At 51.0% G+C, this 12,751-nt stretch carries 16 protein-coding genes; all 16 read right to left on the bottom strand.

The features are described from left to right. Nucleotides 1-270 (bottom strand): type III secretion system export apparatus subunit SctS, encoded by a 270-nt coding sequence (gene sctS / locus NQD60_RS00905; protein WP_223693208.1) that lies wholly within the window; start codon nucleotides 268-270, stop codon nucleotides 1-3. Beyond that, the gene (gene sctR / locus NQD60_RS00900) at nucleotides 267-917 is read right to left on the bottom strand and encodes a type III secretion system export apparatus subunit SctR (protein ID WP_257100702.1); all 651 of its coding nucleotides are present in this window, start codon (nucleotides 915-917) and stop codon (nucleotides 267-269) included. The genes sctS and sctR overlap by 4 nt, the downstream gene beginning before the upstream one ends. After that, a complete protein-coding gene (locus NQD60_RS00895) occupies nucleotides 914-2,044 on the bottom strand; it encodes a FliM/FliN family flagellar motor switch protein (RefSeq protein ID WP_257100701.1) in 1,131 nt (376 codons plus the stop codon). The genes sctR and NQD60_RS00895 overlap by 4 nt, the downstream gene beginning before the upstream one ends. Further along, nucleotides 2,025-2,519 carry a hypothetical protein gene (locus tag NQD60_RS00890; protein ID WP_257100700.1) on the bottom strand — a complete coding sequence of 165 codons (495 nt, stop codon included), beginning with the start codon at nucleotides 2,517-2,519 and terminating at the stop codon, nucleotides 2,025-2,027. Before NQD60_RS00890 ends, NQD60_RS00895 begins: the two co-directional genes overlap by 20 nt. A gap of 5 nt (nucleotides 2,520-2,524) precedes the next feature. Further along, a complete protein-coding gene (locus NQD60_RS00885) occupies nucleotides 2,525-2,890 on the bottom strand; it encodes a hypothetical protein (protein ID WP_257100699.1) in 366 nt (121 codons plus the stop codon). A 17-nt stretch (nucleotides 2,891-2,907) separates the two neighbouring features. Beyond that, nucleotides 2,908-4,287 (bottom strand): FliI/YscN family ATPase, encoded by a 1,380-nt coding sequence (locus NQD60_RS00880; RefSeq protein WP_257100698.1) that lies wholly within the window; start codon nucleotides 4,285-4,287, stop codon nucleotides 2,908-2,910. Next, nucleotides 4,274-6,340, bottom strand: a complete 2,067-nt coding sequence (gene sctV / locus NQD60_RS00875) for a type III secretion system export apparatus subunit SctV (protein WP_257100697.1) — start codon at nucleotides 6,338-6,340, stop codon at nucleotides 4,274-4,276. The genes NQD60_RS00880 and sctV overlap by 14 nt, the downstream gene beginning before the upstream one ends. Before the next feature lie 37 nt (nucleotides 6,341-6,377). After that, complete coding sequence (locus tag NQD60_RS00870) at nucleotides 6,378-7,148, bottom strand: FliH/SctL family protein (RefSeq protein WP_257100696.1); 771 nt, start codon at nucleotides 7,146-7,148, stop codon at nucleotides 6,378-6,380. A gap of 5 nt (nucleotides 7,149-7,153) precedes the next feature. After that, nucleotides 7,154-7,780 carry a type III secretion system domain-containing protein gene (locus tag NQD60_RS00865; protein WP_257100695.1) on the bottom strand — a complete coding sequence of 209 codons (627 nt, stop codon included), beginning with the start codon at nucleotides 7,778-7,780 and terminating at the stop codon, nucleotides 7,154-7,156. Then, on the bottom strand, nucleotides 7,756-8,484 hold the full coding sequence (gene sctJ, locus NQD60_RS00860) for a type III secretion system inner membrane ring lipoprotein SctJ (protein WP_257100694.1): 729 nt from the start codon (nucleotides 8,482-8,484) through the stop codon (nucleotides 7,756-7,758). Before sctJ ends, NQD60_RS00865 begins: the two co-directional genes overlap by 25 nt. Continuing rightward, the gene (gene sctI, locus NQD60_RS00855; protein WP_223693185.1) at nucleotides 8,481-8,828 is read right to left on the bottom strand and encodes a type III secretion system inner rod subunit SctI; all 348 of its coding nucleotides are present in this window, start codon (nucleotides 8,826-8,828) and stop codon (nucleotides 8,481-8,483) included. Before sctI ends, sctJ begins: the two co-directional genes overlap by 4 nt. Before the next feature lie 57 nt (nucleotides 8,829-8,885). Further along, nucleotides 8,886-9,176, bottom strand: a complete 291-nt coding sequence (locus NQD60_RS00850; protein ID WP_223693183.1) for an EscG/YscG/SsaH family type III secretion system needle protein co-chaperone — start codon at nucleotides 9,174-9,176, stop codon at nucleotides 8,886-8,888. Continuing rightward, complete coding sequence (locus NQD60_RS00845) at nucleotides 9,176-9,397, bottom strand: EscF/YscF/HrpA family type III secretion system needle major subunit (RefSeq protein ID WP_257100693.1); 222 nt, start codon at nucleotides 9,395-9,397, stop codon at nucleotides 9,176-9,178. The genes NQD60_RS00850 and NQD60_RS00845 overlap by 1 nt, the downstream gene beginning before the upstream one ends. A gap of 93 nt (nucleotides 9,398-9,490) precedes the next feature. Continuing rightward, nucleotides 9,491-11,098, bottom strand: coding sequence for an EscC/YscC/HrcC family type III secretion system outer membrane ring protein (locus NQD60_RS00840; RefSeq protein WP_257100692.1), 1,608 nt, complete (start codon nucleotides 11,096-11,098; stop codon nucleotides 9,491-9,493). A gap of 7 nt (nucleotides 11,099-11,105) precedes the next feature. Then, entirely contained in the window at nucleotides 11,106-11,384 is a 279-nt protein-coding gene (locus NQD60_RS00835; RefSeq protein ID WP_257100691.1) for an EscE/YscE/SsaE family type III secretion system needle protein co-chaperone, read from the bottom strand. A 10-nt stretch (nucleotides 11,385-11,394) separates the two neighbouring features. Then, on the bottom strand, nucleotides 11,395-12,666 hold the full coding sequence (gene sctD / locus NQD60_RS00830; protein WP_257100690.1) for a type III secretion system inner membrane ring subunit SctD: 1,272 nt from the start codon (nucleotides 12,664-12,666) through the stop codon (nucleotides 11,395-11,397). Nucleotides 12,667-12,751 lie beyond the last annotated feature (85 nt).

Genomic DNA, 12,751 nt, shown 5'->3' with positions numbered 1-12,751 from the left:
TCAACGCCTCATATCAGACAGTTGTTGAAATACCATATCGCTGTAATTTAGCAAAGTCATGCCAATCCAACGATAGGTCACAAGCAAAGTCAACGAGGCTGTCAGCAGCTTGAAAATAAATTGTAGCGTTTGATCCTGCAACTGGGTGAGCGTCTGCATTAAGCTGACGGCTAGACTGACGACCGCTACGGCTACCACGATAGGCAAGGCAAGCAACAGTACCACCCACAGTAGCTGCGTCGTCATATGGATCAGGATGGCGTCACTCATGAGTAAGAGAGCATTAATTGCGACAATAGTTTCTCCCAACCACCCATTAGCACAAATAAAAGGAGTTTGAAAGGCAAGGCAATGGTGAGTGGCGATACCATCATCATGCCCAGCGAAAGTAAGATGATCGAAACAATCAAATCAATTGCGATAAAGGGTAAAAAAATCAGCAGGCCCATTTTAAACGCTTCAATCAATTGACCAATGGCGAAGGCCGGCATGAGGACCAGTAAAGAATTGACATCCAGCCGATCCTTATATTGCTCTGGCCAAGTGCGCTGTCCAATATCGACAAAGAAATGAATTTGCCGCGGCGGCGTATGCCGCTTTAAGAATGCCCTGTATGGAGCAAGTACACTGTCATCTACTTGGCTCACTGATTCGGGCGAGCTGAATTCTACCGGATGAGCTTTGAGCGCATCGCTCACCTGGAAGCCCACTGGCGCCATCACATAGGCAGTCAGTACCAGCGAAATCGCATAGAGTGCGATATTCGGCGGCACATGCTGAATGCCAAGCGCATTACGCAATAGCGCAAGCACAACCGAGATTTTTAGAAACGACGTACCTAGCACCACCAGTAAAGGCAAAATTGACAGCAGAAAAAGAAAAACGATCAGCTGAACCGGATGATCGAGCAAGCTCATCTTGTTTCATCCGGCGCAATTAGGCGGGTAATTTTAGCGCCCAGGCGCTCGCCAATGCGTACCAGGCTCGCCGTTGCAATTAAACGGCCTTGTGTACGAATGCCGATTTCCGGCGCGGTCTTGAAATCTGCTGCCAACACATCGCCTTCTTTTAATTGAGAGAGGGCTGAGAGTGGCACAGTCATTTGTCCAATTTCAAACACCAAGGTCATCGGCAAACTTGCAGCGATGTTTCCAGCTGTGAGATCAAGTTCAGCAGCAGGCTGAGCTTCTGGAGTGAACGCAGCTTCATCAGCCGGCTGCGTCTCTTGAGTGAAGCCAGCTTCATCAGCGATGGGTTCAGTCGTGTCAGCAATAAAATGGTTTTCTTCGCCTAATGGCTCCATGACGCGCTCAATTTCAAAGTGATTTTCATCCAGCCGGCCTATTTGCACCAACAGCCGGTCCAATACCAATAGCAGGCTACCGTTTTTAAGCGGGGCTTGCCAGGCAGCCATAACAACATCGCCCACTTGCAATGCGGCAAGTTGGGTGACAGATAAATGCGCAAAACCCGCACAAGCCGAGATCACTGTGTGTTGTTCCGCATGCTGATCCGGGCTGGCTGCCATGCATTTTGCCAATGCGCTCAGCCAAGTCAATGGGAATCCATCAAGGTGTAAATCAAGCCAGCGATGATCGTCTTGTGCAATAAAAGTTAAAATAATGTCCGGTTGATCCAGTCTCTCTGGCGGCGATGCTAATGCGCCCAATGCTTTGATCGAGGGGGGCGTTAGCCGATGCTGGACGCACCAATCCAACCACGGTGCTAACGTCCAGGCGAGCGCCGCTTCGCGCAGACCATCATTAAGTGATGACAAATCCGGTGCAGGCAGAATCGGCTCTAACCATTCAAGCAAGGCCGCTTCATCAAACCAAAGCCGAACTGCTTGGCCGTCGAGCGAAAGCTCAAGCGGTAGCATCGTCCGTCGCTCATGGTTAAAGTTTTGCGCGCGTTTGGTCAGTTGCAGCGAAAGCCCTTCGGCTTCGCTTTGCCGCCCGCCGCCAATCGCTTGATGCAAATGCGCATATTCGGCAGACCACATAGGCGCCTCGAAAAAAGCTTGCTCAGTCATGCTGCTGTTCAATTAAAATTTTCTCCATTGGATACATTGAAGAGATTTGGGTTTGGAGTTTGTGCTGAATTGATTCGAGCGCTTTACGCTGCTTTTCGTTGGCTGCACGCAGTGTCATCTTGAGCCGGCCTTGCACCTGGGCAACCAGCATTTCAGCACCGGCGAGCACCCCTGATAACACGGTAATGCGCAATTCGTTGGCTGTGTTTTGCACCTTTAATGAAGCCGGCATCAAGAGACTTTCGGCCAATGTACGTAATGCCACCTGGGCTGAACTTAAGCAACCAGACGTTGTTGATGCATGGCCAGCCTCCCCTAACAACAATGACGGTAGCACTGGCACCCCCATTGCTTCTGGCATCCGCTTTTTTTTAAGCAAATCTGCAAACCTCTGCACCTGCTCTGCGGGCGGTATTTCTTGCGGCCGCTCTGCCTGAGACTGTGTATTGTCTGCATTGCTGCCAGTAGGCGTGGTTAAAATTTGCATGATCGTTACTTTTTTTCGATGAGCTTCAATTTTTCCTGCTTTGCAACACACTGCCGAAGCAATGTATTACGTTCTTCAAGTTGTTGCCGCAAGTCTTCGATTTGATCCTCTAACTGTTTACTTTCTTGCTCAAAATTCGAAGCAGTAAGATTGTAATGGCTCAATTCTTGCAGTAACTCTTCTACTTCATCCGCGCGCCGAACCGATGTTTGCACGCTCAGTTCCTGCCATTGTTCAATAACCTGCATTCTTTGTTCATCAAGCTTTGCACGGGCTGCGTTTAACTCGTCAATTTGAGTTTTAACCCGCTGCATCTCGGCACGCAAACGTTCCTCTCGGTGACGCTTAATCGCGATTAGGTTTGTCCACATCGTGGATGGCCTCTTAATTAATGCATCAGCTCATCATGGCGTGACCGGGTCGACGCAACTTGGCTATCAGTCAGCGCTTGCCTCAGCGCCATTTCGGTTTCAGCAAGTCCACCTGATTGCGCCGTGCTTTGACGCAAAAAGCTCTCAATTGCAGAACGCCGATCAAGCGCTTCATCGGCTTCCGCATCTTGACCACGCTGATATTCGCCAACCCGCACCAGCAGATCAATATCATCGTAACGAGCAAGTAACCGCCGCAATTTGGCGGCATGCTTTTTGAGCCCAGTCGGCGCAACATGGGTCATCACGCGGCTGACACTACGCAGCACGTCAATCGCTGGATAGTGATTGCGCTCAGCCAAGGCACGAGATAAGACAATATGGCCATCTAGAATCGAGCGGGTTTCATCAGCCACCGGCTCATTCATATTGTCCCCTTCTACTAGCACCGTGTAGATCCCTGTGATGACCCCTTGCGCAGCAGGCCCTGCCCGCTCCAATAGACGTGGCAATGCAGCAAAAACACTGGGTGGATAGCCATTAGCCGCCATGGGTTCGCCAGCCGCCACCCCAAGCTGACGCGCCGCGCGCGCATAACGCGTCACGGAGTCAACTAGCAACAATACATTTTTGCCTTGATCACGAAAATATTCCGCAATGGTGGTTGCGGTATAGGCGGCCTTATAGCGTTCAAGCGCAGGCCGGTCAGAAGTTGCGATCACAATCACCGCGCGCCGACGCATTTCATCATCAAATACACGATCGATAAACTCGCGCACTTCCCGGCCACGCTCACCCACTAACGCAAGCACAACAATATCGGCCAAATTCCCATGCATCATCATGCCAAGTAAAGCGCTCTTACCAACTCCGGCGGCCGCAAAAATCCCCACGCGTTGTCCTTTGCCACAGGTCAGCAACCCATCAATCGCGCGAATACCCAGCGACAACGGTTCCTGCACCAAGGGGCGCGAGAGCGCGCTTGGCGGGTCAGTGCAAATTGGCCGTGACTGGCTAAGCGTACCCGGCGCACGCGTTCTTTGCATTCTTAGCGGCCGGCCAAAGCCATCTAATACAGCACCAATTAAATGATCGCCTACTTCAATTTCAAGCTGCCGGCCAAGGCGCTCGACGTCGGCCCCGCACGCCACCCCTAAGGGTTCATCAAACGGTGACAGGGTCGCCGTTTCTTCATTCAAGCCAACCACTTCCGCGATCAATCCCGGCGTGCCAATGCGGCATAGTTCGCCCAATTGCGCACCTGGCAACGAGGCGTGTAGAACGGTTGGGCCAACCCGGCGCACAGAGCCGATCTCGCGAGCGGCGGGCACCGTGATCCTGGCTTGCAGCCGCTCGTCCAAGCGCTGCGCGAGCGCTTCAGCATCAGGCCAAGGCATGGCGACGGTCCTCATCAAATAACTCAAGGTTGCCAAGCACGTTCACCTCAAGGTCTTCCATTAATTCTTGCGTGGATAATACTGGTGTGGCAAAGAATTCACGTTCGATCATCTTGCGCAAATAACGACGCACATCCATCGCCGTCAAGAGTACCGGGTATTCTCCCCGTGCTTGATAGCTGTTGATATGACGGCGCAAGAGCTCGAGAATCGCGGTGGTTTTATCTACATCCAATGCTGAATAGGTGCCAGCGGATGTCTCGCGGATTGAATCGCGAATCATATTTTCGATGCGCTCGCCAATTAGGAGTACTGAAATACGGCGTTGAGGACCGCCAAAAACATGGCAGATCTGCCGCCGCAAAGTGATGCGCACATATTCTGTTAGCAATACAATGTCTTTTTCTTTATTTGCCCAATCAGCCAATGCCTCGCAGACTGAGCGTAGATCTCGAATGGGCACGCCCTCTGAGACAAGACGCCGAATAATCTCAGAAATTTTGTGCAAAGACATCGCGCGCAGTAGTTCACGCTGCAGCTCTGGATAGTTTTTTTCTACGCTGTTTAGGAGCGTGCGAGTTTCTTGCAAACCAACAAAATCTTCCGCGTAGCGCGCCACCACAGCACCCAACAACGCACTAATCCGATCCTCGTTGCTATGTACAGCTAAGCCGAGGCTCGTCGCTACCTCTCTATGCTCTGGCGGCAACCACGACAGCATTACGCCCCATGGCAGAGAATATTCCTGTGCCTCAAGCTGCAATGCTTGTGCTTTGGCCCAGACTAGATCAGCGTTTTCCGGCAAAGTCAGCGAAACAACAGGCACCAGATATAACTGGATTTCCACCCTATAAGGCGGTAACTCCGGGGCTTCTACAATCACCGGCAGCGGTATTGGCAGACCAAGCTCGTCAAATCTTTCACGGCAAAACCGCTCAAGCGCACTCGCTAATCGATCGCGGCGAGCAGCCTTTGGTCCAATCCGTACCAATAGCGCAGGTGCAGGCGCTGCTTGCACCTCTTCCTTGGCGGCGGTTCCCTGCTGTCCGTGTGCTACACGCGCTTGGGTGCGCCAGATATGAAACCCAAAACCTAAGACAAGGGCTGCTAGCCCGCCAAAGATAAACGTTGGAAAACCAGGAATCAACGCGAAAATAAGCATCACCCCGCCGGCCATTAAGAGCGCCCATGGCTGCCCAACCAGTTGGTCCATCATCTGCGTGGCAAGATTTTGCTGCTCCGCGTTTGGGATGCGAGTCACAATCAGACCTGCGGTAATCGAAATCAAAAGCGCCGGAATCTGTGCGATTAAGCCATCTCCTACCGATAAGATTGCGTAGGTGCCGACTGCTTGGCTCGCGCTCATATTGTGCTGCATCACGCCAATCGCAATGCCACCAATAATATTAACTAAGACCACGATGATGCTGGCGATGGCATCACCCTTAACAAACTTCATCGCACCATCCATGGCACCAAATAGACGGCTTTCTTTTTGCAGTAAGTCGCGTTCAATTTTCGCCTCTTCCGCGCTTAGCACACCGGCCCGCATATCGCCGTCAATGCTCATTTGCCGCCCGGGCATGCCGTCTAGCGAGAAACGGGCGCTGACCTCGGCAACTCGTTCCGCGCCCTTGGTGATGACAATAAATTGCACCACGGTGATGATCGTAAAAATAATAATCCCGACGGCAACATTACCGGCTACGACAAAATTACCAAAGGCATAGACAATTTCGCCTGCATCATGCTGGAGCAAAATCAAACGGCTGGTCGTGATCGTCAGTGCCAACCGGTATAAGGTGGTAATCAGCAGAAGCGCCGGAAAGGCCGAGAATTCGAGCGGATTACGAATGTAAATTGCAATCGTCAGTGCCGTCACCGACAGCATGATATTAATGGCGATTAATATATCGACCAATACCGTAGGCAAAGGCAAGATCATCATAAAGACTGCCGTTACTACAATGGCGACCAGGATGATATCTTGCCGTTGTGACGCAGCAATTAAAATGGAATTGAGCCGGTTGATGGCGGGAGTCAGCCTGTTCATGAATGGTCTTTAAAACTTGTTATAAGTAAGAGCGCTCTCACCACACTGGCTCAATTTGCGGTGCTAATGCGTCAGAAGAATGCTCATCGGTATCGGTATTTGTAACCGTTGCGGGTGAGGCCAGAGAGGCACTTGAAGTCTCGCCCCGCAGGGCTGCTAGAACTTGCGCCCAATGCCGGCTTAAATCAAATTCGATGCGCAGAAATTCAGTGTCAATAATGGCCTGGCCAGCAGTCAGCGCAGCATCTGCGACGCAGTGAATCTCCGCTAACTCTGGGCTGTGCGCTAACTGTGCAGCAACGGCCTCGCATTCAGCCGGATGCAGGCGGATTTTATAGGGACGTTGCCGCGCCCGCTCACGGACTTGGGTTGCCAGTTGGCGCGCCAGTTGTGCGACCCGGTCTTGTCCATCTAACCACTCTTGCAATACGCTTGCCATGGTGCTGCGTACACGTGCTTCTAGACGGTCGATAATACTTGCCTCTAACTGCGCCTCATCCAATAGCCAGCTCAATCCTTGGGTTACTGTTTCATCACGCGCTTCGTCCTGCGCTTGGCGAATCAGCGCAGCTTTATCTTCTTCACCGAGTTCACTCGCCGTTGCACGAATTTGCACAGCCTCTAGCTCAACTTCATGCTGCAACAGAGAAGCTTGTGTTTGCGCATGCTCAAGCACCGCTTGCGCTTGCTCTAATAGACCAAGTGTGCTGGCCTGCAGCACAGATTCTGACGGCTCGGGTCCATCAATCAGATTAATTTCAAGGTTGAAAGGATTGGCTTCGATATTCACGGCAACAGCTAGATCCAAATTATTTATAGAAAACGGGCCAAACGGAATAACGTATCCAACCCAAACAATGCCGCTGACTCAGTCAGCGGCTCGCCATCGAAGTTACCAGGCGCTAGCAAAATCTCGAGCGCTTGCAATACGGCGCTACCGGCAAAAGCCCCAGTTAGCACTGCTGCCCCATATGCACACGCGTGCTCAATGAGTTGTTCAGGCTCAACTAACGGTCTTTGCACTCTGAATCTAGGCGGCGCCACCGCCGCTGAAAACACCGCTAATTGGGAACACGCAACTGCATCTAGATGGGGCTTAAGCGTTTCGAGATAAGGCTTGAGCATCCAATATTCCGGCTGCCCAAGACGCAATAAGCCAAGCGCCAATAACAGCACAGGTAATTTTTCTGACACCCCAAGCAGGCGACGCTCAAGCAACGTTAACGTAAGGGGTGCGCCAATGGCTGGCACGCCCCGACGCGCTGCAATCGCTTGCTCAATCCAACGCTGACTACGCGCGCAGGTTTGATAAACCGACTGCCAGGCGTCGAGCTCCAGCGCCTGCCACCATCGGCTATGCATGCTTGCTCCCGGACGCCAAAGCAGCGCATATAAGCGCGCCTCAAGCGGATCCGTCACGATGGCCGGCGCGTTTGCCATATTGAGAAACCAACGGCGGAACCCAGCATCGCTACAAACAGCAACACCATACCGCCAAACAAGATCGGATTTTGCAATAAGCGCGCCCACCACGATGGCATGGCTTGCGGCTGCGATGACACATAACGATAAGTCGCAGGCACCATGACGACACTAATGCTGTCATCTTGAATGCCGGGCACTCCCTGCCGCACGAGATCGCGAATTTGTCCTTGCCAAGTCGATAAATTAGTGGCGGGAGAATATTTTACAAACACCGAAATCGTTGGTCTGACCGTATCGATACCTAAATTGTCAGGCGGCACACTACCGATGGATACGCGCGCCACAATCACGCCATCGATACTCATCAACATGCCTTCGATTTGCTGCTCTTTCAGATAACTCATCTTCGCCCGCTCTTGTTCAGGCGATGAAATCAGCTGATTGGATGGAAAAACATCCATCACCGACGCGTATTTAGGCCGTGGATAGCCGTTTTGCCGCAAGATTTCGACAGCATGAATAAATTGCGATTTTTTGATCCGCAACGTTAAACCACCCACTTTATCCGTTTGCTTCGCGGCATCAATCTGATTCGCCATTAACAGCGCGAGCATTTGATTGGCTTCATATTCGGACAACTCCGAGTACAACGGCACTTTGCAGCCTGACAACAATAGACTAAGCGCCAATAGGCAACCCGCAACAAAATTCTTGCTCATGACATTGACGTAAGCTTGTTGATTCCATCGGCGCCGGCTTTTGCAATTCTTGCCGCCAGATCGAGTTCTAGCACCGTTTTGACTAAACCGTGTTGCACTTTTAGCATCGCCCCGGGTTCATCAGCCGCTTTATCCAACGCTGGCGCTAACCGTTGCGCAGTTTGTTCGCTTTGAGTCTGCATCGCTTTAAGCAGCGATTCTTCATGTTTGGGTATCGCATTAGATTGCAATAATTTGGCGAAACCTTCCGCCTGCTCAACAGAGGGCTGCGGCACGATGGGATTGAGTCCATGCGCTGCAGGCGCTAGCATTGAAGGCGGAATCGATTGGATATCGATGGACATAAAAAATAGTTCTCCGAGAGAAAAAGAAGCTCACCAAAAGCAAATAAATAGCGTGGGTTAACCTAGCGAGTGCTTTTTACGCACTAGGTCATCCGTGTAATCTGCAACCATCTGGCGCAAATCTTGCGCACACGTATCTTCAACCCCTTCTATTGCATTTAAGGCTGCCCGCGGTTGGCGCAGACCAAAATGCACCATGGCCGCTGCCAGCGCCTGGGTTTCATCCTCCAACCCAAGTGCGGGTAGCGCCTCAAGTAACCCCTGGGCTTGGGCAAGCAGCCCATGATTAGGCGCTGCAATTGCCGCTTCAACCAAAAGTTGCTTGATGTCTCGCGCAAGTTCAGTCATTAGATACGCTGAATGATCACTTGATTGATTTTTTTATAGACATCCAAAATCGCACTTTGCAAACCAATCGTACTATATAGCTGGTTCGTAAAATGCTGCACCTGACTCATTACGTTTGGGTCGGAAATATCAGAGCGAGAGATTACATTTTGCAAGCTACGCGACAAATCCATCGCTTTGTTGCTCATAACGTCAGTGATTTGGTCAATTGACATGCTCATATATATCTACCTTATAAAGTCAAATTCTTGCATTAACACAGTAGTATCAAACATCTGCTGCATTTATTTTTTATGATCAAAACAACAGCGCCATTATTGCGCAATTTCGGTACGAATGGTGCTTTCTAACATGCCTCGCTCGTCTATCGACTGGTTTTGATTTGCAGCCTTTTTCGACAATTTAGCCAGCACTCGTTGCGGCCCAGTTGGCTGAGGATCCGCTTTGATTAAAAAGAGCCGCACGACACTGTGCGCGGTGTCATTTTTATTGCGGAACAAATGACCCAACAGCGGCAGATCACCCAACAACGGTATTCTAGTTTCGCCTTGCATCTGTTGGTCTTGCACGAAGCCCCCCAGCAACAAACTTTGGCCTGGCAATAAGGTCGCTTGAGTTGAAATTTCAGCGTTGGTAATCTGCGGCAATTGCTCATGATTGCCGGGAATCGGATCAGACTGCTGGCCATCTTGAATATTAAGCGTGAGCATGATTTGATCATAGCCGTCGTTTTTGATGAGGCGCGGAGTCACGCGCAAAAGCGAGCCCGCCGAAACCGACTCAAGCTTAGCCACGTGCTCGCCTTGCAATTTAGTATAGAAAGTGATGCTACGATCCAGTACAGCTTGCACGTTGTTCAAAGTGACAATAGATGGCCGCGAGAGGATTTTTGCTTGTGAATGTTGCTCAAGCGCATTGAGCCGCACCATGAAACCGGTGGTATCATTCAACACGCTACTAATCGTGCCACTGACGCCACTTGCGCCTTGCGGCTGATTAGCATTAAACCCAACGCCAAATCTGCCCACGTTAGCGGTACCCGACCAGTTAACGCCAAGCGCACTCAGATTCGCTGCATTGACATCAATAATGGCGACCGATATTTCGATCTGTACGGGTTGCAGATCCAGTTGCTTGATTAATTTCGCGTAGATCGGCATATTAACCTGCCGATCCCTTACTATCACCGCATTGAGCCGCGAATCGGCGGAAAACGCGGGTAATGTATTCGTTAGCAAACCACCATTAGCGCTGTTAATCGGAACGCCTTCCCCAATTGGGGAACGACCTTGGATCATTTCCCGCAAGACGCTCACCACGCCCGGCACGCGTACTTCTTGCGTTCGATAGCTATACAGGTTGTCATCGGCAGAAGCAAAGCGCAGCGGAAAAAGCTGAACGGTTTCTTGATTTTGCGCCTGGTCCAAGACCTTCTCATCTAGATTTTTTGCAAGCTCGGTTACGCGCTCAATGCACATCGGCACGCCAAATACTTCGAGCGCATTGAAATTGCTGACGGTGCGCAAAGAGCAATATTTTTGCTCTGTCGCGCCACCTTGGTTAAGATACTTAACCAGCTTATTGGTAGACAAATAGCGCGGCGTGATGATCTGGCTTTTGATTTCATGCCCTTTATACACATAGAGCGCCTGACCATCGTAATAGGTTGCGAGGTTAAATAGCTGAATGAAACGCTCGAGAATCGCATCCGGCATTTCGTTGCGGATCGTGCCTACAAAATGGTCGTCCACTTTGGAGCTTACAATCACGGGAACCCCATAATTTACACCAATGTCTTTTAAAACATCGGCCACTTTTGCGCCACGCGTTGTAATGAAATAAGGCGCACCCTTCCATGGAATACGCGCTTGCGCCAGTCCGAAAGCTAGCAGCATTGCTAGCAACAACACCCATTGTTTCACGCTATTCCTATTTTTTTATGACTGATAAAGAAGCGACCTGAGCAACTTTTTGCGCAAGCGGCCTATGATAAGCGCACCAAACTGTATCAATCACCGTTTGCGCATGTTCAACTGCGACATACTGCTGTTTGTAGATACGGTATTGAAGCGGAGTGCAAGGCTGGCGCAAACAGCGTTGCACTCGATCTTTTTCGCTTTCAAGCTGGGCCACCAGTTGCGTCCGGTGTGTGCCGTCTTGATCTATCAATAAGCGCTCTTCAAGCTGCGTCACTGGACTATTATTCATTGTGAGCGACTCACAGATCAAGTGGCAGATGAACCAGTTGCCCCTCTTTGCGCAACTCCACCCCACTCTCATCCAACTTTGTCACCACATAGCCACTCGGCAAGGTACTGCCGATTTGCACTTTCATGCCATTGGCCAGCTGTAAAAAAGCAGTTTTATGGTTGCCACTAAAGCCTGTCACCGTGGCAGGGAATATGCCAAGCTGGAGCTTTGAGGTTGGGATGTCCTGATACACTACTCGAATTCGGTCTTCATGCCGTTTTTGCCAGATGTCCAATACTTGCCTAAGTTGCTGTTGACGCGCCGCCGGCAATTGGCCCGTTACGGTCAAAATATCGCCGCCTTGGCGCGCCACGCTTAGCTTTGCAAGCAGCTTATGCTCGCGCAAAGTATCCACCAAGCCGGTGATAGTGGAGTCGGTATCGTTACTCACCGTCCACGACTTCAAGCCCGGCATCCGATTTAATTGCTGACTCACTGCTTCCCAACGTTTGCCTGCATAGATATTACCGGCAATCACCACCGAACCTATCGACGAACCGGCGCTTACCCGCGCATCCCGATAGCCATTTGCTCGCAGTGTGTAAGCAATGCCCTGACGCAGTTCATCTTCACAGACAACTTGATTACAGTATGCAATACCCGCATCTGTAAGCCGGGCTAAAAATGGAGCCAATTCAGCTGTATGACGACATAAGCCAGAGAGCGTCAACGCACCGCTTTCAGCACGGACGACTTCTACCTGTGCGAGCCCAGTATCTAGCCGCAACGCCTCTTGATAACTTTCTAGATTAAATGGCACATAGCGCGATACTGAGGCACGCAATTCTTGCCCTGCTTGTAGCATTGCAACCACTAAGCCGGCGGCTATTAAGCATGGCAATCCAATGCCCCATAAGCGCAAATCGCGCGCACGCACAGCGGCACGCCCGGCAGGTGCAGTAACGGGCAGCTTTTCGACTGAACTTGCCGTATCTTCGGCCACACGCGCAATGCTAAACTTGCAGCCAGCCAAATCCACGATTTGCCCCACATCCAGCTTAATTTCATCCGTTTTTAAGCCGCGGCCGTTCACTTTACAACGCACTCGCAGAGGCCGAAGAGTCACGCCATGCTCATCAACGCGTAACACACAATGGTCCCCGTGCGCGCCAGGCAGAGGGAAATGTACATCGCATCCAGGCTGGTCACCAACGGTCAATTCACCAGCAGGCAGATGTAGCACCTGCCCAGCTAAAGCCCCCGATTGGAAAACCAATTTCCATAAAAAACGGGCTGTCATATTAATAATCCTTGCCCTTCCATTATTTTTTTGAAATTACCATGCCATAGCATTTCACATGCTCCGCCAGTACACGCTCTAATTA

Source organism: Mycoavidus sp. SF9855, from assembly GCF_024582735.1.
Taxonomy (GTDB): Bacteria; Pseudomonadota; Gammaproteobacteria; order Burkholderiales; family Burkholderiaceae; genus Mycoavidus.
The sequence above is the reverse complement of the archived record's forward strand: the minus strand, read 5'-3'. Positions and strand labels throughout refer to the sequence as shown.